Origin of the sequence: Trabulsiella odontotermitis (assembly GCF_001188485.1) — a bacterium.
GTDB classification, from domain to species: domain Bacteria; phylum Pseudomonadota; class Gammaproteobacteria; order Enterobacterales; family Enterobacteriaceae; genus Trabulsiella; species Trabulsiella odontotermitis_A.
The window spans coordinates 171,051-189,257 of record NZ_JNGH01000116.1; the positions used below are offsets into that span (position 1 = coordinate 171,051).

The following is an 18,207-nucleotide window of genomic DNA, read 5'->3' on the forward strand; positions in this document are numbered from 1 at the left end:
TACATTATAGCAATGTCCAGACATTTAGCGTGCCGCAAGGAGCATGCCGGAACGTCATCTGGATATCGGCTGACCGGCAGTCTATCACTATCCCACATAAAAGGGGGTTTTATGGCTTCCACTGTTTTAGATTCCGTCCTGTTCAGGGATTCTTTTGGTACGCCGGCAATGCGCGCCATCTTTGATGATCATGAACTCATCCGCAAATACGTTGAGGTCGAAGTCGCACTGGCGAAGGCCGAAGCGCGCTGCGGGGTGATCCCGCAGGACGCCGCCCGCGAGATCGCCGCAAAATGTAATGCCGATACGCTGGATTTTGACCTGCTGCGTCACGAGACCGAAATCGTCGGCTACCCCATTCTTCCGCTGGTGCATCAGATCTCAAAACAGGCGGGCGAATCAGGCGGTTACGTCCACTGGGGTGCCACCACACAGGACATCATGGACACCGCCGTGGTCCTGCAAATCCGCGACGCGTTTGATCTCATCGAGGCCGACATCCGCGAACTGCGCACCATTCTTGCCGGTCTTGCAAAACGCTACCGTGACACGCCGATGGCAGGCCGTACTCACCTGCAACAGGCGCTGCCGATCACCTTTGGCTATAAAGCCGCTATCTGGCTGGATATGTTTGACCGTCACGCCGAACGTCTGGAGCAGGCACGCCCTCGCGTGCTGGTCGGTGAATTCGCCGGTGCGGCGGGTACGCTGGCGTCGCTGGGCGATAAAGGCCTCGCGGTGCAGAAAGCGATGATGGAAGAGCTTGGCCTTGGCGTTCCTGCCTCCACCTGGCACGTGGCCCGCGACGGCTTTGCCGAAGCGGTGAACCTGCTCGGGGTGATCACCGGGTCGCTCGGCAAAATTGCCTATGACGTGATGCTGCTCGCGGCGAACGAATTTGGCGAACTGTACGAGCCGTTTGTGAAAGGACGCGGCGCCAGCAGCACCATGCCGCAGAAACGTAACCCGATTTCCAGCGAACTGATGCTGGCCTGTGCCAAAGGGGTTCGCCAGCACGCCGGGCTGATGCTCGACGCGATGGTGCAGGATCTCGAACGCGCGACCGGGCCGTGGCATGCCGAATGGATCGCTATTCCGGAAAGCTTTGTGCTGGCCGCCGGGGCGCTGCATCAGGCGAAATTCATGCTTGATGGCTTAATTGTTGATGAGAACGCGATGGCCAGAAATCTTGATATGACCAAAGGACTGATCGTGGCCGAAGCCGTCATGATGGGGCTGGCCCCTTACATTGGTCGTCAGGATGCGCATGACGTGGTGTACGACGCCTGTCGCGAGGTTAACGAAAAAGGCGGTCGCCTGGCGGATGTGCTTAACGCCATGCCTGGCGTGTCGAGCCGTCTGGATCCGCAGCTGATTGAACGCCTGACAGACCCGGCGAATTATCTGGGCATGGCGCCGCAGATGGTGGATCAGGTGCTGGCGAAATCAGCCGGACGCAAATAATCCAGGTCAACGACCATTAGCATGAGGAGATGATCATGTCATCTGTTTCATCCAGGGGAAAAACACTCATTGCCTTCGGCGTGCCACTGGCGCTCGGCGCCATTATCTGGTTCTGGCCAGTGCCGCAAGGGTTAACGCCGCAGGCATGGCATATGTTTGCTATTTTTGCCGCCACCATTGCGGCGATTCTGACGCAGCCGCTGCCGTCCGGGGCGGTGATGCTTATCTCGATTTGCGTGGTAATTTTCAGCAAAACCCTGCCGGAGGCGAAAGCGTTGTCGGGGTTCGCCAGCGGTACGGTGTGGCTGATTTTCTGTGCTTATGTCCTGTCGCTGGGGTTTGTCACGTCGGGGCTGGGCAAGCGCATCGCCTATAAAATGCTGTCGCTGTTTGGCGGAAGCAGTCTGGGGATAGCCTATTCGCTGGGCGTGTCGGATCTGATCATGGCTCCGGCCATGCCATCGGTGACGGCGCGTTCGGGCGGTATTATCTTCCCCATCGCCCGCTCGATTAACGATGTGCTCGGTTCCGCACCCGGTGAAACGGGCAAACGCATCGGCAACTTTTTAACCATGGTCTGTTTCCAGTTCACACCGATTACCGGTGCCATCTTCCTCACCGGGATGGCGGCAAACCCGCTGGTCGGCAGCCTGGCAAAATCAACGCTGGGAATTGAAATCTCCTGGGGCGGCTGGTTTGTTGCGGCGGTTGTGCCGGCGATGGTCTGTTTCCTGTTAACACCGCTGCTCATTTATAAAATGCTGAATCCGGAGCTGAAAAAGACGCCGGAAGCAAAAGAGATGGGCAAGCGTTCGTTGCAGGCGCTGGGGGCGATGAGCAGCGCAGAGAAAAAAGTGGCGATCGGCTTTATTCTCGCCCTGATTGGCTGGGGGACCAGTCTGATCACCGGCCTGTCGGCGACGGCCGTCGGTCTCGGGCTGGCGGCCTATCTGTTCGCCACCCGCGCCGTGGAGTGGAAAGCGTTGCTTGGCGATCACGCGGCCTGGGATACGGTCATCTGGTTCAGCGTGATCATCAGCCTCGCCAGCGGGCTGGAAGGACTGGGCTTTATCACCTGGATGACGCAGCAACTCGATGGCGCCATTCAGGGTTTTGGCCCGATGACGGCGTTTGTCGTCCTCGGTCTGCTGTATATTTACGTCCACTATCTGTTCGCTACCGCCTCCGGGCACGTCGCGGCGCTGTATGCCCCGTTCGTGGCGACNGATCTACTTTGGTCAGGGTTATTTTGACCGGGCAACGTTCTATAAAATCAACCTTGTGGTGGTCACCTTTAACGTCGCGCTGACCTTTATCATCGGCATGATGTGGTGGAAATTGCTGGGCTATTACTAAGCAGGCAGGGTATTACGGGCACAGCCTCTTTTGTGAGGTTGTGCCCACGACGTTATTTCAGCAAACGCACCTTCACCGATTTGCCTTTGATTTTGCCCTGCTGCAGCTGTTTCCAGGCGTGACGCGCCACCGCATGTTTCACCGCCACAAACGCATGAATCGGGTGGATATCGATTTTGCCNCCATATCGCCGGTTAAGGCACCGAGAATATCGCCCGGGCGCATTTTGGCTTTTTTGCCACCATCAATGCACAGCGTATCCATCGCGGCTTCGAGCGGCGCGATGCTGATGCCTGTCGGCACTGGCTGCCAGCGGATGCTGATGTTCAGCATCTCTTCCAGCACGTTGGCACGCTGCGCCTCTTCGGGCGCGCAGAAGCTGATCGCCATGCCGCTTTCCCCTGCCCGCGCGGTACGACCGATGCGGTGGACATGCACTTCCGGATCCCACGACAGTTCATAGTTGATGACCATTTCGAGGGCTTTGATATCCAGACCGCGCGCGGCGACGTCAGTCGCCACCAGCACACGACAGCTGCCGTTGGCAAAACGCACCAGCGTCTGGTCGCGATCACGTTGTTCCATATCGCCATGCAGCGCCAGCACGCTCTGCTGGCTGTCGGTTAGCGCATCAAACACGGCCTGACAGTCTTTTTTAGTATTACAAAACACCACACACGAGGCGGGTTGATACTGGCTCAGTAATTTCTGCAGCAGGCTGAGTTTGCCGCCGCGCGACACTTCAAAGAACAACTGCTCGACCGCGGGTAACTCATCAACGGCGTCAATTTCGACGGTCAACGGCTCGCGCTGAATGCGCCCGCTGATGGCGGCAATCGCGGCAGGCCAGGTGGCGGAAAAGAGCAGCGTCTGACGCGTTGCCGGGGCACAGGCAATCACTTCATCAATGGCGTCGGCAAAGCCCATATCGAGCATCCGATCGGCTTCGTCCAGCACCAGCGTCTGTAAGGCTTCAAGGCTGACGGTCTCTTTTTTCAGGTGATCCAGCAGCCGACCTGGTGTTGCCACAATGATGTGCGGCGCATGGGTCAGGGAATCGCGCTGCACGCTGAACGGCAGGCCGCCACACAACGTCAGCACTTTAATATTCGGCATGTAGCGCGCCAGGCGACGCAGCTCTTTCGCTACCTGATCGGCCAGCTCGCGGGTCGGGCACAGCACCAGCGACTGGGTGAGAAACTGGCTGGCATCAATGTGCTGCAACAGCCCAAGCCCGAACGCGGCGGGTTTTNCCGCTGCCAGTTTTCGCCTGCGCCCGAACGTCTTTCCCTGCCAGAATGGCCGGAAGCGCCGCCGCCTGCACCGGGGTCATGGTCTGGTATCCCAGTTCGTTAAGGTTGGCGAGTTGTTCCGCAGGAAGGGCGTTTAAGTCAGCAAAAGAGGTCACGGCAATAGTCTCAAAGTGGGAAAAGGAGTCCCCCGGCGTGTTGTCCCGGCGGGCTGGCGCCAATGATAGCATCCCCTTAACCCGTATCCGCAGCGGTTTTGTCTCTTCGCCACGGTAAAGTGTCTGGAAGTCCGCAAAACGTTAATTAAGCCCTACGCGACAGCGGAAATTCGTCTAAGGTTTTCAGAAGGTTGATCCCAGCGGTCAGACTATTCAGCTTACGACAGGAGACTCACGATGACGATATCTGCACTGCGCCGCCCGGAGGCTATCGCATTCGCGCTGCGGATGGCGCTCGGTGGTGCGCTTTTAAGCATGACAACATTTTCAGCCCTCGCGGAAGACGCCCCTGCGGCGCCAATACAACCGCCGGATATTCTGCTGGGACCGTTGTTTAACGATATTCAGAGCGCCAAACTTTTTCCCGATCAGAAAACCTTTGCCGATGCGGTGCCGAAAAGCGATCCGCTGATGATCCTTGCGGATTACCGGATGCAGAAAAACCAGACCAGCTTTGACCTGCGCCATTTTGTTGAGGTGAATTTCACCCTGCCGCAGGATAAAGAAAAATATGTGCCGCCGAAGGATCAAACCCTGCGCCAGCACATTGACGGGTTGTGGCCGGTACTGACGCGCACCACCGACAGCGCCGAGAAGTGGGATTCTCTGCTGCCGCTGCCGAAATCGTACGTGGTGCCCGGTGGCCGTTTTCGTGAGGTCTATTACTGGGACAGCTATTTCACCATGCTCGGTCTGGCGGAAAGCGACCACTGGGACAAAGTCGAAGACATGGTCGATAACTTCGCCTACGAGCTGGATTCGTGGGGACACATTCCGAACGGCAACCGCAGCTACTACCTGAGCCGCTCGCAGCCGCCCTTCTTCTCTCTGATGGTCGAACTGCTTGCCACCCACGACGGTGACGATGCGCTGAAAAAATACCTGCCGCAAATGGAAAAAGAGCATGCCTACTGGATGGAGGGCGCCGATGCCCTGCAGGCCGGCCAGGCCAGCAAGCGGGTGGTGAAATTGCAGGATGGCTCCCTGCTCAACCGCTACTGGGATGACCGCGATACGCCGCGCCCGGAGTCGTGGCTGGATGACGTGAATACGGCGAAGAGTAACCCTAACCGCCCGGCCACCGACATCTACCGTGACCTGCGCTCGGCCGCCGCCTCAGGCTGGGACTTCAGCTCCCGTTGGATGGATAACCCGCAGCAGCTTGGCACCCTTCGCACCACCAGCATCGTGCCGGTGGATCTGAACGCGCTGATGTTCAAAATGGAAAAAATGATCGCCACCGCCAGCAAGGCCGCCGGGGATAATGACAAAGCCGCGCGTTATGAAGCCCTCGCCAGCGCCCGCCAGAGCGCGATGGAAAAACACCTGTGGAATGAAAAAGAGGGCTGGTATGCCGATTACGATCTGAAAAGTCATAAGGTGCGTAATCAGCTGACCGCCGCGGCGCTGTACCCGTTGTTCGTCAACGCCGCGTCTCGCGAACGTGCCGCCAAAGTGGCGAACGCCNTCAGCAATGGGATGCACCAAACGGCTGGGCGCCGCTGCAGTGGGTCGCCACTGCCGGGTTGCAAAACTACGGCCAGGATAAAATCGCCATGGACGTCACCTGGCGCTTCCTGACCAACGTGCAGCACACCTACGATCGCGAACAGAAGCTGGTTGAGAAATACGACATCACCTCCACCGGTACTGGCGGCGGCGGTGGCGAATATCCGCTGCAGGACGGTTTCGGCTGGACCAACGGCGTGACGCTGAAAATGCTGGATCTGGTATGCCCGAAAGAAAACCCGTGCGACAGCGTTCCACAAACGCGCCCAGCGGCTGCAGCTGATAAGCAGCCTGCGACGGCGGCACAATAACCTTTTCGTACCCTAAAAAAACGGGCAGGCACNAATCCCGTCGTAGCAGCCGGAACACCAGCAGCACGACGATGGAGCCCACCACGGCCACGAGGAAGCTTTGCAGATTAAAGCCTGTGATGCTGCCCCCGATACCGAACATGGTCGCCAGCCAGCCACCGACCACCGCACCGACAATCCCGAGTATGCAGGTGAGGATAAAACCCCCACCATCACGCCCCGGCATGATCAACTTGGCGATGACTCCGGCGATAAGTCCGAACACGATCCAGGTAATAATGCCCATGATAACCACCTCCAGAAAAAACGGGCCAACTGCAGGCAGAAATCACCTGCCTCAATGGTTCAAGTATAGGTAATTGCACTGGAATATCTCGCCAGCGTCGCATTTTTTTATCAAATTTCACTTTTTTCACCCGTTTGTCTTAAGTTCCGTTCGGCAGTGCCGATAACGATGCGACAATCTGTCTTCTGGAGCGATTTGGTGTGAGCCATTACAACGAGCAATTCCTGAAACAAAGTCCGCTGGCAGTATTAAACGTTCTTCGCGATTTGCATAAAGATCAGGTTCCGCTGCGCGTCGCCTGGGCGTCCGGTCAGTTCATCAGCCGCATTCTGGCGGTGACGCCGGAAGCACTGATTATCGATTTCGGCAGCCAGGATCAGGAAAACCTGTCGGCACAGCGGGCGGAAAATTTTCTGATAGATGCGGAAACCAAAGGAGCGAAAGTCGAATTCACCCTGCCGAAGCTTGAGGCCATTGATTACCTGTCGCTCCCGGCGTTCACCGCGCCGGTACCGCCGTCGCTGTGGTTTGTGCAGCGCCGTGAGTTTTTCCGCATCTCCGCCCCGCTTCACCCGGTGTATCTCTGCACAGCACGGCTGCCGGACAACAGCGAATTCCGCTTTCGCCTCTGCGATCTGTCGCTCGGCGGCATGGGGGCGTTGCTGGAAGGCAAACTGTCTGCCGCGCTGCAGGTGGGCATGCAGATCCCACAGCTGGAACTGGATATGGGCGACTGGGGGAAATTTCATTTTGATGCGCAGCTGATTGCCATCACCGAGCGCAAGGTGGTCGACAGCAAAAATGAGACTATCAGCACCCCGCGCCTGAGCTTCCGCTTTCTGAACGTTAACCCGGCGGCGGAGCGCACGCTCCAGCGCATTATCTTCGCCCTGGAGCGCGAGGCGCGCGAACGCGCCAGTAAAGTGCTTTAAGTTTCTAATTACATCGCATCCATCGCCTGCTGGACTTTCCAGATATAGCGAGGCGCCTGCGGCGCGGGGTGATTTTTGACCACATGTTCAAAGAACTCATCCGCGTCGAGGTCGTTTATCTCTTCAATCGCCGCTTTACGATCGGATGAGAAGGTCCGCAGCAGCGCGCCCGCGCCGTTAACGTACGAGACCACCAGCGCATACTGCATCACCTGCGGATCTTTAATGCCCGCCAGCACGCCATGCTCCAGAATGCTCAGGTACGCTGTCCCCATCGAAATATTGCGTTCCGGGTTTTTCAGTTCGCTGGTCGATGGTTGCCCTTTCCAGCCCATATAGCGGTAGACTTCGCGCCCGGCGGTGGAGGCTTTCAGTTGCATCAGACCCACAGCGTTGGATTTACTCACCAGTTCCGGGTTGCCGCCCGATTCCACGGCAATAATCGCCGTCACCAGACGCGGGCTGACGCCCCAGGCCGCACCGGCTTTTTCGCTGATCGGCATCCACTGCATCGCCCGTTTTACCGGAACTTCAGCGTTCCAGGGAGGATTGCGGTAATCCTGCTTTGAGCTACATCCGGCAAGCAAGACAAATAAAAAAACGACCCATCTCAATTTCACGCATCTATCCTTTTAGCTGAAGAGTGCCGCTGAAGGTGACAACGACCGGTTCAGGCGGCATGATACCTTTTTCATTGTATGCAAGGAATTAGCATGAGTCTGTTTCATCTGATCGCCCCTTCCGGTTACTGCATTAACCAGACGGCTGCCGCGCGTGGCGTCACGCGTCTTGAGCAGGCCGGACACCAGGTGACGCATCAGCAGGTAATTCCTCGCCGCGACCAGCGTTTTGCCGGTACCGACGCCGAGCGTCTGAACGATATCAACGCCCTCGCCACGCTGCCGGGCAAAGACCGCATTGTGCTGCCCGTGCGCGGTGGCTACGGCGCGAGCCGCCTGCTGGAAGCGATCGACTGGCCCGCGCTTATCGCGCGTNNAGCAGGATCCCTTGCTCATTTGCGGCCACAGTGATTTCACGGTGATTCAGATGGGATTGCTGGCGCTCGGCAACGTCATCACCTTCAGCGGCCCGATGCTGGCGGGCAATTTTGGCGCGGAAACCGTCAACGACTTTACTGAACACCATTTCTGGCAGGCGCTGAAAAACCCGTCATTTACCCTCGAATGGGCCGGTGATGGTCCCGAATGCCGGGTGGAAGGCACCGTGTGGGGCGGCAATCTGGCGATGTTGACAACGTTACCTGGCACACCGTGGATGCCGGATATTCGCGACGGTATTCTGGTGCTGGAAGATATCAACGAGCATCCGTTCCGCGTTGAACGTATGCTGCTGCAGCTGCTGCACGCGGGGATTCTCTCCCGCCAGCGTGCGCTGATCCTCGGCAGCTTCAGTGGTGCAGAACCGAACGACTACGATGCAGGTTACAGTCTGGAGACCCTGTACCGTTATATTCGTTCGCGGCTGGATATTCCGGTCATTACCGGGCTGGATTTTGGTCATGAAGCACGCACGGTGACGTTACCGCTCGGGGCACAGGGAAAACTGGTCAATACGGCTGCTGCCACCACGCTGACCCTCTCGGGTCATCCGGTGCTGACAGAAGAAAAATGAATTCATAGCTCTTATCAGACCATTGTTCATGCGCTAAATATGATAAGTTTTTGTTACGCACACTTTGCAGTAGAGGAGATCGTGAACATTGGACGCCGGGGCGGTTATTAGTCTGTTTATTCTGGGTTCTGTTTTAGTAACCTGCAGTATTTTATTAAGTTCATTTTCTTCACGTCTCGGTATCCCGATTCTGGTCATCTTCCTGGCGATTGGTATGCTGGCCGGCGTCGATGGTATCGGCGGTATCCCTTTTGATAATTACCCCTTCTCCTACATGGTCAGCAACCTGGCGCTGGCGGTGATCCTGCTCGATGGCGGGATGCGTACCCAGGCGAGCTCGTTTCGCGTCGCCCTTGGCCCGGCGCTGTCGCTGGCAACCGTAGGCGTGCTGATCACCTCCGGGCTGACCGGCATGATGGCGGCCTGGCTGTTCCATCTTGACCTGATTGAAGGACTGCTGATTGGCGCTATCGTGGGTTCCACCGATGCCGCGGCCGTGTTTTCCCTGCTCGGCGGCAAGGGGCTTAACGAACGTGTGGGTTCGACGCTGGAGATTGAATCCGGCAGCAACGACCCGATGGCGGTGTTCCTCACCATCACATTGATTGAGATGATCCAGCAGCATGAGACCGGGCTGAGCTGGCTGTTCCTCGGCCATCTGCTGCAGCAGTTCGGGCTGGGCATTCTGATTGGTCTTGCCGGAGGGTATCTGCTGTTGCAGATGATCAACCGCATCGCCCTGCCCGCCGGGCTTTACCCGCTGCTGGCACTGAGCGGCGGGCCTNCTGGTGCTCGGCCTGCTGGTGAACCCGTCTGATCTGCTGCCGATTGCCATTCCGGCGCTGATCCTTTCCGCATGGATGATTTTCTTTGCCCGTCCGCTGTCGGTGTTTGCCGGGCTGCTGCCGTTCCGCGGTTTTAACCTGCGCGAACGTGTCTTCATCAGTTGGGTGGGTCTGCGCGGCGCGGTGCCCATCATCCTGGCGGTATTCCCGATGATGGCCGGGCTGGATAACGCGCGCCTGTTCTTCAATGTCGCCTTCTTCGTGGTGCTGATTTCGCTGCTGTTCCAGGGCACGTCGCTCTCCTGGGCGGCGAAGAAAGCCAAAGTGGTGGTGCCGCCAGTAGGCTGGCCGATCTCCCGCGTCGGGCTGGATATTCACCCGAACAATCCGTGGGAGCAGTTTGTGTATCAGTTGAGTGCCGACAAATGGTGCGTTGGCGCAGCGCTTCGCGATCTGCATATGCCGCCGGAAACCCGCATTGCGGCGCTGTTTCGCGACAACATGCTGCTGCACCCGACCGGCAGTACGCGGCTGCGGGAAAACGATATTCTGTGCGTCATTGGCCGCGAGCATGATTTACCGGCGCTCGGTAAGTTGTTCAGCCAGGCACCGCCGGTGGCGCTGGACCAGCGTTTCTTCGGCGATTTCATCCTCGAAGCCACAGCAAAGTTTGCCGATGTGGCGCTGATTTACGGCCTGGACGGCGGGGAAGAGTTTCGCGACAACCAGCAGTCGCTGGGCGATCTTATCCAGCATTTGCTCGGCGCTGCGCCGGTGGTTGGTGACCAGGTGGAGTTTGCCGGAATGATCTGGACAGTCGCTGAGAAAGAAGACAACGCAGTGCGGAAAGTAGGCGTCCGCGTGGCAAATGAAGAAACAGAGTAGAACAACATGCCCGGCACGCCTTGCGCCGCCGGGCTTTCAATGAAAGTTACACCGTCACAACGGGCACTCTGGGCGCCAGGGCGCACATCAGTTCATACCCGACTGTGCCACACGCCGATGCCACATCATCAATCTTAATCTCTTTACCCCACAGCTCGACCGAGGTGCCGATCCCCGCCTGCGGGCATGGCGTTAAATCGACCGCCAGCATATCCATCGATACCGTTCCGACGATGCCGGTACGAACACCATCCACCAGCACCGGCGTGCCGTCCGGCGCATGACGCGGATAGCCATCAGCGTAACCGCAGGCCACGATGCCAATGCGCTGTTCCTGCGTCGAACGGTAGCGCTGGCCGTAGCCCACGCCCTCGCCCGGCTTCAGATTCTGCACCGCAATAATTTCGCTACTGAGCGTCATTACTGGCTTCAGACCGCTGTTGGCGATGTCCTGCCACTGGCCCGATGGCGATGCGCCGTACAGCACAATGCCCGGGCGCACCCAGTCATAATGCGCTTCCGGGTGCCACATCGTGGCGGCGGAGTTTGACAGCGAGCGGGCGCATTCCAGCCCTTCCGTCGCCTGCGCCACGCGCTTCATCGCATCTACAATACCGTCAGGACGTTCGGCGACCGCGAAGTGCGACATCAGCGTCATTTCACCAACGCCCGGCAGCGCGCGCAGCTGCTGCCAGACGGTGTGAATGCGATCCGGCGCAAAGCCCAGCCGGTTCATGCCGCTGTTCACTTTGACGTAAACGTCCAGCGGCGCGTTGAGACGGGCATTCTGAATGGCTTTGATCTGCCAGTTGCTGTGGATACTGGTGGTCAGCCGGTATTTATCGAAAAGCGCCAGTTCATCGGCATGGAAGAACCCTTCCAGCAGCAGGATTGGCCCTTTCCAGCCGCGCTCGCGCAGCATGATCGCCTCTTCAAGATTGAGCAAGGCGAAGCCGTCAGTGCTGTTTAATGCACTCCAGCTACGTTCCAGGCCGTGACCATAGGCATTGGCTTTAACGACCGACCACACCCGCGACTGGGGTGCGGCACGGCGGATAATGTTCAGGTTCTGACGCAGTGCCTGCAAATCAATGCTGGCCTGTACAGGACGAGACATGACGACTCCTTATTGATGGGCACCATGCAAATGCTGCGCGCGTGACGGGGTAAAACCAGCCTGATAACGGGCTACGCTCAGGTCATCAAACGGAATCGCCGGCGTGCGACCGGAGATCAAATCGCTGATGAGCTGACCGGAGCCGCAGGCCATCGTCCAGCCGAGCGTGCCGTGCCCCGTATTCAGCCACAGATTTTTATACGGCGTACGGCCCACCACTGGCGTACCGTCCGGGGTCATCGGGCGCAGCCCGGTCCAGAAGGTCGCCTCTTCCACCACGCCGCCGCGCGGGAACAGGTCACGCACCACCATTTCCAGCGTTTCGCGACGCTGTTTCAGCAGATCGGTATTAAACCCGACAATTTCCGCCATCCCGCCGACGCGAATGCGCTGGTCAAAACGGGTGATGGCGATTTTGTAAGTTTCATCAAGGATAGTAGAGACCGGCGCACCGTCGTCGTCTTTTACCGGAATGGTCAGCGAGTAGCCTTTCAGCGGATAGACCGGAATATCCACCACGCCTTTCAGCATGGAGGTGGAGTAAGAGCCCAGCGCCAGCACAAACGCATCGGCTTTAAACAGCTCGTCGCCGCACTGCACGCCGTGGATCTGATCGCCGTCGAACAGCAGGCGGTCAATCGGGGTGTTAAAGCGGAATTTAACCCCTGCCTGCTCCGCCATTTTCGCCAGACGCTGGGTGAACAGCTGGCAGTCACCGGTTTCATCATTCGGCAGCCGCAGACCGCCGGTCAGCTTGTGCGCCACTTCCGCCAGCGCAGGCTCCGCTTCCGCCAGACGATTCGACTCCAGCAGCTGATACGGCACTCCGGCGTCTTCCAGCACGGCGATATCGCGGGTGGCGTTTTCAAACTGCTGTTCGGTACGGAAGAGCTGCAGCGTGCCGCCCTGGCGACCTTCGTATTCAATACCGGTGGATTCGCGCAGCGCTTTCAGGCAGTCGCGGCTGTACTCTGCCAGGCGCACCATCCGGCCTTTGTTTTCCATGTAGTGGCGCGTGTCGCAGTTGCGCAGCATCTGCCACATCCATTTGAGCTGGAACTGCGTGCCGTCGAGGCTAATCGCCAGCGGCGCATGGCGCTGGAACATCCATTTGATCGCTTTCAGCGGCACGCCCGGCGCCGCCCAGGGCGCAGCATAACCCGGCGAGATCTGCCCGGCATTGGCGGCGCTGGTTTCCAGCGCCGGCCCGGCTTCACGGTCGATGACCGTGACATCATGTCCTGCCTGACGTAAATACCAGGCGCTGGTCACGCCGACAACGCCACTTCCCAGTATGACAACACGCATAGCCACTCCATCTGTGTGCAAAAGAACAATCTTCTAATTACAAATTGATAACGCAGTTGAAAATATTATTCAACATATGCTTTTTTTATGGTGACTTACTTCACACTACGCCCCGCCAGCCGGGAAATATCAGATTTGGCATCTCCTGCTGCGCGCCAAAATTAACCAGTGAAAAATTCTGTTCAGGCGCACTTTTCTCGCCATTGCCATGGAAAAATCGCAAAGAAAAAATTTCCCTTGCCCTGTGGTTTATGACGCGGTGTTCTATGCTTGAAAAGAGGCTCTCCAGACAGAGAGGGCCGCCAACAACGAGGGCGCGCTAATGGCTACGATTGACTCCATAAATAAGGACAGCACACGTCTGAGCGATGGACCCGACTGGACCTTCGATCTGCTGGATGTTTACCTGGCAGAGATCGACCGGGTGGCGAAACACTACCGGCTGGACACTTATCCGCACCAAATCGAAGTCATTACGTCTGAACAGATGATGGACGCCTACTCAAGCGTCGGGATGCCGATCAACTACCCGCACTGGTCGTTCGGCAAAAAGTTCATCGAAACGGAACGAGCCTATAAGCACGGTCAACAGGGGCTGGCCTATGAGATTGTGATTAACTCCAATCCCTGTATCGCCTATCTGATGGAAGAAAATACCATCACCATGCAGGCGCTGGTGATGGCGCACGCCTGTTACGGGCACAACTCGTTCTTCAAAAACAACTACCTGTTCCGCAGCTGGACCGATGCCAGCTCCATCGTCGACTACCTGATCTTCGCCCGCAAATACATCACCGAGTGCGAAGAACGTTATGGGGTCGATGAAGTCGAAAAACTGCTCGACTCCTGCCACGCGCTGATGAACTACGGCGTTGATCGCTACAAACGCCCGCAGAAAATCTCCCTTCAGGAGGAGAAAGCGCGGCAGAAAAGCCGGGAAGAGTATCTGCAAAGCCAGGTGAATATGCTGTGGCGTACGTTGCCGAAAAAAGAGGAGGAAAAGACCGTGGAATCTGCGCGTCGCTACCCCTCTGAGCCGCAGGAAAACCTGCTTTACTTTATGGAGAAAAACGCGCCGCTGCTGGAGTCCTGGCAGCGTGAAATTCTGCGCATCGTGCGTAAAGTGAGCCAGTATTTTTACCCGCAGAAACAGACGCAGGTGATGAACGAAGGCTGGGCGACCTTCTGGCACTACACCATCCTCAACCATCTGTACGATGAGGGCAAAGTGACCGAGCGCTTTATGCTTGAGTTCCTGCACAGTCACACCAACGTGGTGTTCCAGCCACCCTACAACAGTCCGTGGTACAGCGGCATTAACCCGTATGCGCTGGGCTTCGCCATGTTCCAGGACATCAAGCGCATCTGCCAGTCGCCTACGGACGAAGACAAATACTGGTTCCCGGACATCGCCGGTTCCGACTGGCTGGAGACGCTGCACTTCGCGATGCGCGACTTTAAAGATGAGAGCTTTATCAGCCAGTTCCTGTCGCCAAAAGTGATGCGCGATTTCCGCCTGTTCAGCGTGCTGGATGACGATCGCAATAACTATCTGGAAATTGCCGCTATCCATAACGAAGAGGGCTACCGGGAGATCCGCAACAAGCTCTCTGCCCAGTACAACCTCAGCAACCTTGAGCCGAACATCCAGGTGTGGAACGTGGATTTGCGCGGCGACCGTTCGCTGACGCTGCGCTACGTGCCGCACAACCGCGCGCCGCTCGATTTAGGGCGTCGGGAAGTGCTGAAGCACGTGCACCGGCTGTGGGGATTTGATGTGCTGCTCGAACAGCAGAACGCCGACGGCAGCATTGAACTGCTCGACCGCTGTCCGCCAAGGCAGAATCTGGTGTAAATAAAAAACCCGGCGACCAGGCCGGGTTTCTTTTATGCGCAGCGTCTTAGCGGGTGTGGATCGCCAGGTCGCCGGGCAGGGTTTTCTGCATCCGGTGCCAGATTTCACCGCTGTCGTGGCCGTAGCGGCGCACGATGTCGTACACCTGCTCGTATAACCCCTCTTCACACACTTTCACCAGACGGTGATAGAAGCCCATCGCCAGGCTGCGCGCTTCCGGGTTAGCAAAGTAGTGACGGCCGATGCGGGTGTAGAGCCCTTTCATGCCGTTGATAATCAGTCCGTAGATCGGGTTACCGGAGGCGAATGCCAGGCCACGGAAAATGTTGTAATCCAGCTCGGCGAAGGCATCCGCGTGATCTTCAATTTCACGGGCGCTGGCCAGCACTTCCAGCGCTTTGTCCGGGTGCTGACGAAACGCGGTGCGGATAAAAATTGTCGAGATGTTGGTACGCACGGAAAGCAGGTTGTCGATCAGCTGCGGGACGCTTTCATGATCAAGGCGCGCCAGCGTCTCCAGAATATTGAGACCGGACGTTTCCCAGAAGTTATTCACTTTTGTTGGCTTACCATGTTGAATGGTTAACCAGCCGTCGCGGGCTAAACGTTGCAACACTTCGCGTAAGGTGGTGCGCGTGACGCCGATTAATTCAGAGAGTTCACGTTCAGCCGGGAGAATAGAGCCCGGTGGAAAGCGGTTATTCCAGATGCTTTCGATGATGTACTCTTCCGCGAAACCCGCCGGGCTTTGCGCCTTAATGACCATAGTAAGATTTCCATTACACAGCGTTGCAAAAATTGGACTCATCATACCAGAGCATAACAGGGGCAGATAGCACGCACGGCTAATTAAAAAGGGATCGCGGTTTTATTTTTTTATATTCATTACGCAAGACCGGAACCGGCATTCGCACTTTTCTGCTCATCGCCTCAGTTTCGTTTACACTATACTTTTGTTTTTTTGACGGGATGGATATTCGTCGTGGAAATCTCTTACGGTCGCGCCCTGTGGCGCAACTTTCTTGGTCAGTCCCCGGACTGGTACAAACTCACCCTGGTACTTTGCTTAATCATCAACCCGATTGTGTTCTACCTCAGCCCCTTCGTGGCGGGCTGGATGCTGGTGATTGAGTTCATATTCACACTTGCGATGGCGCTGAAGTGCTACCCGCTGTTGCCCGGCGGCCTGCTGGCGATTGAAGCGGTGGCCATCGGCATGACCAGCGCGGAACACGTGCGTGAAGAGATCAGCAATAACCTCGAAGTGCTGCTGCTGTTGATCTTCATGGTCGCGGGCATCTATTTTATGAAGCAGTTGCTGCTCTCAATCTTCACGCGCCTGCTACTGAGTATTCGCAGCAAAACGGTACTTTCCCTCGCCTTCTGTCTCGCGGCAGCGTTTCTTTCGGCCTTCCTTGATGCGCTGACTGTGGTCGCCGTGATTATCAGCGTCGCCGTCGGCTTTTATGGCATTTACCATCGTGCCGCCTCCAGCCAGACGGACGATAACGATCTGCGCGACGACGGCAGCATTGACAAAAACGACCGCCAGGTACTGGAGCAGTTTCGCAGCTTCCTGCGCAGCCTGATGATGCATGCGGGCGTCGGTACCGCACTCGGCGGCGTGATGACCATGGTCGGCGAACCGCAAAACCTGATCATCGCCAAAGCGGCGGGCTGGGATTTTGGCGCTTTCGTCATTCGCATGTCACCGGTGACGCTGCCGGTGCTGGCCTGCGGGCTGCTGACCTGCGTGTTGCTGGAGAAATTCCGCTGGTTTGGCTACGGCGAAACGCTGCCGGACTCGGTGCGCAAGGTGCTGCACCATTATGACGAACGCAGCCGCCAGCAGCGGAGCCGTCAGGATAAGATGCGTCTCATCGTACAGGGTATTATCGGCGTCTGGCTGGTGGTCGCGCTGGCGCTGCATCTGGCCGAAGTCGGGCTGATTGGCCTGACAGTGATCATCCTCGCCGCGTCGCTCTCCGGCGTGACGGATGAACACGCTATCGGCAAAGCGTTTACCGAAGCGCTGCCGTTTGCCGCCCTGCTGACGGTCTTTTTCGCGGTGGTCGCAGTGATTGTTGAACAACACCTGTTCGCGCCAATCATTACCTTTGTATTGCAGGCCTCACCGCATGCGCAGCTGTCGCTGTTTTATCTGTTCAACGGTTTGCTGTCGTCGATCTCCGATAACGTGTTTGTCGGCACGGTGTATATCAACGAAGCAAAAGCCGCCTTTGAGCAGGGCATTATCAGCCTCAAGCAGTTTGAACTGCTGGCGGTGGCAATCAACACCGGCACCAACCTGCCCTCCGTTGCCACCCCGAACGGCCAGGCGGCGTTCCTGTTCCTGCTGACCTCGGCGCTGGCACCGTTGATTCGTCTCTCCTACGGACGTATGGTCTGGATGGCGCTGCCGTACACGGTAGTGCTGACGCTGGTCGGTTTGTTGTGCATCGAATTTACATTGATGCCGGCAACTGAATGGTTATCCGCTCAGGGGCTCATAACCATGCCGAATGTCTCCCCGTAGCATCAACATTTTATAAGCCCGAAAGGCGATTTTGGGCTTTTAAGAATCATTTACGTAATAATGTGTTCCCTGCTAGTGGCTAAGCGTTTAAATTCGTTTACACTGCGGTGTCTTTGCTCGTTCCAGGGAAATAATTATGTTGCGATATTTAAACCAGTGCTCGCGAGGTCGTGGTGCATGGTTATTGCTGGCGTTGACTGCATTTGCGCTTGAAATGGTTGCGCTCTGGTTTCAGCACGTCATGCTGCTGAAACCCTGCGTACTTTGTATTTATGAACGTTGCGCCCTGTTCGGCGTAATGGGTGCGGGGATCGTGGGAGCCATCGCACCAAAATCGCCGTTGCGTTACGTGGCGTTGATTATCTGGATCTACAGTGCTTTCAGAGGACTGCAGCTTGCCTGGGAACATACCATGATTCAGCTGCACCCTTCTCCGTTTTTGACCTGTGACTTCGCGGCCCGTTTCCCGACCTGGCTACCGCTCGACAAATGGCTGCCGCAGGTGTTCCTGGCCTCTGGCGACTGTGCTGAGCGTCAGTGGCAGTTCCTGTCACTGGAAATGCCACAATGGCTGCTGATTATTTTTGCTGCCTATCTGCTTGTGGCGCTGCTGGTGCTGATCGGTCAACCATTCAAACCGAAAAGACGCGATCTTTTTGGTCGTCTGTAAAAAAACGCTCCTTCGGGAGCGTTTTTTTATTTCGCTTTTCGCCAGCACACTCCACCGCTTAATGCCAGAAAACCCACCGCCAGCAGCAGCGCC

At 57.1% G+C, this 18,207-nt stretch carries 10 protein-coding genes and 7 pseudogenes; 10 read left to right on the top strand and 7 right to left on the bottom strand.

Going from position 1 to position 18,207, the window contains the following annotated elements:
* Positions 1-111 precede the first annotated feature (111 nt).
* Positions 112-1,464 carry a class-II fumarase/aspartase family protein gene (locus tag GM30_RS20625; RefSeq protein ID WP_049850118.1) on the top strand — a complete coding sequence of 451 codons (1,353 nt, stop codon included), beginning with the start codon at positions 112-114 and terminating at the stop codon, positions 1,462-1,464.
* Positions 1,465-1,499: 35 nt separating this feature from the next.
* Positions 1,500-2,820 (top strand): annotated as a pseudogene (locus GM30_RS20630) (DASS family sodium-coupled anion symporter).
* 52 nt (positions 2,821-2,872) lie between these two features.
* Here the strand turns inward: GM30_RS20630 and dbpA are convergent.
* Positions 2,873-4,228, bottom strand: a pseudogene (gene dbpA / locus GM30_RS20635) (ATP-dependent RNA helicase DbpA).
* Between the two features lie 237 nt (positions 4,229-4,465).
* Between dbpA and GM30_RS20640 the strand changes: the two are divergent.
* Positions 4,466-6,108: pseudogene (locus tag GM30_RS20640) on the top strand (alpha,alpha-trehalase).
* A gap of 37 nt (positions 6,109-6,145) precedes the next feature.
* Here the strand turns inward: GM30_RS20640 and GM30_RS25005 are convergent.
* A pseudogene (locus tag GM30_RS25005) lies at positions 6,146-6,394 on the bottom strand (GlsB/YeaQ/YmgE family stress response membrane protein); the annotation flags it as partial.
* A 200-nt stretch (positions 6,395-6,594) separates the two neighbouring features.
* Between GM30_RS25005 and ycgR the strand changes: the two are divergent.
* A complete protein-coding gene (ycgR, locus tag GM30_RS20650) occupies positions 6,595-7,326 on the top strand; it encodes a flagellar brake protein YcgR (protein WP_049850120.1) in 732 nt (243 codons plus the stop codon).
* Positions 7,327-7,334: 8 nt separating this feature from the next.
* On the opposite strand, the gene emtA is transcribed toward ycgR, so the two are convergent.
* Complete coding sequence (gene emtA / locus GM30_RS20655; protein ID WP_049850121.1) at positions 7,335-7,946, bottom strand: membrane-bound lytic murein transglycosylase EmtA; 612 nt, start codon at positions 7,944-7,946, stop codon at positions 7,335-7,337.
* Between the two features lie 93 nt (positions 7,947-8,039).
* Here emtA and ldcA point away from each other — a divergent pair.
* The 3 genes and pseudogenes from ldcA to GM30_RS28070 all read left to right on the top strand — a co-directional run.
* Positions 8,040-8,958, top strand: a pseudogene (gene ldcA / locus GM30_RS20660) (muramoyltetrapeptide carboxypeptidase).
* An 88-nt stretch (positions 8,959-9,046) separates the two neighbouring features.
* Complete coding sequence (locus GM30_RS28065; protein ID WP_420802280.1) at positions 9,047-9,775, top strand: cation:proton antiporter domain-containing protein; 729 nt, start codon at positions 9,047-9,049, stop codon at positions 9,773-9,775.
* Positions 9,762-10,562: pseudogene (locus GM30_RS28070) on the top strand (potassium/proton antiporter); the annotation flags it as partial. The gene GM30_RS28065 and the pseudogene GM30_RS28070, both read left to right, overlap by 14 nt.
* On the opposite strand, the pseudogene GM30_RS28075 reads toward GM30_RS28070, so the two are convergent.
* From GM30_RS28075 to GM30_RS20675, 3 genes and pseudogenes are all read right to left on the bottom strand, one after another.
* Positions 10,563-10,613: pseudogene (locus tag GM30_RS28075) on the bottom strand (hypothetical protein); the annotation flags it as partial.
* A 61-nt stretch (positions 10,614-10,674) separates the two neighbouring features.
* Positions 10,675-11,745, bottom strand: coding sequence for a catabolic alanine racemase DadX (gene dadX / locus GM30_RS20670; RefSeq protein ID WP_049850122.1), 1,071 nt, complete (start codon positions 11,743-11,745; stop codon positions 10,675-10,677).
* A gap of 9 nt (positions 11,746-11,754) precedes the next feature.
* Entirely contained in the window at positions 11,755-13,053 is a 1,299-nt protein-coding gene (locus tag GM30_RS20675) for a D-amino acid dehydrogenase (RefSeq protein WP_049850123.1), read from the bottom strand.
* A 322-nt stretch (positions 13,054-13,375) separates the two neighbouring features.
* Between GM30_RS20675 and GM30_RS20680 the strand changes: the two genes are divergently transcribed.
* Positions 13,376-14,908, top strand: coding sequence for a SpoVR family protein (locus GM30_RS20680; protein WP_049850124.1), 1,533 nt, complete (start codon positions 13,376-13,378; stop codon positions 14,906-14,908).
* Between the two features lie 46 nt (positions 14,909-14,954).
* On the opposite strand, the gene fadR is transcribed toward GM30_RS20680, so the two are convergent.
* A complete protein-coding gene (gene fadR, locus GM30_RS20685; protein WP_049850125.1) occupies positions 14,955-15,674 on the bottom strand; it encodes a fatty acid metabolism transcriptional regulator FadR in 720 nt (239 codons plus the stop codon).
* 216 nt (positions 15,675-15,890) lie between these two features.
* Between fadR and nhaB the strand changes: the two genes are divergently transcribed.
* Entirely contained in the window at positions 15,891-17,444 is a 1,554-nt protein-coding gene (gene nhaB, locus GM30_RS20690) for a Na(+)/H(+) antiporter NhaB (RefSeq protein WP_049850126.1), read from the top strand.
* 136 nt (positions 17,445-17,580) lie between these two features.
* Positions 17,581-18,114, top strand: coding sequence for a disulfide bond formation protein DsbB (gene dsbB, locus GM30_RS20695; RefSeq protein ID WP_049850127.1), 534 nt, complete (start codon positions 17,581-17,583; stop codon positions 18,112-18,114).
* The last annotated feature ends 93 nt before the right edge of the window (positions 18,115-18,207 follow it).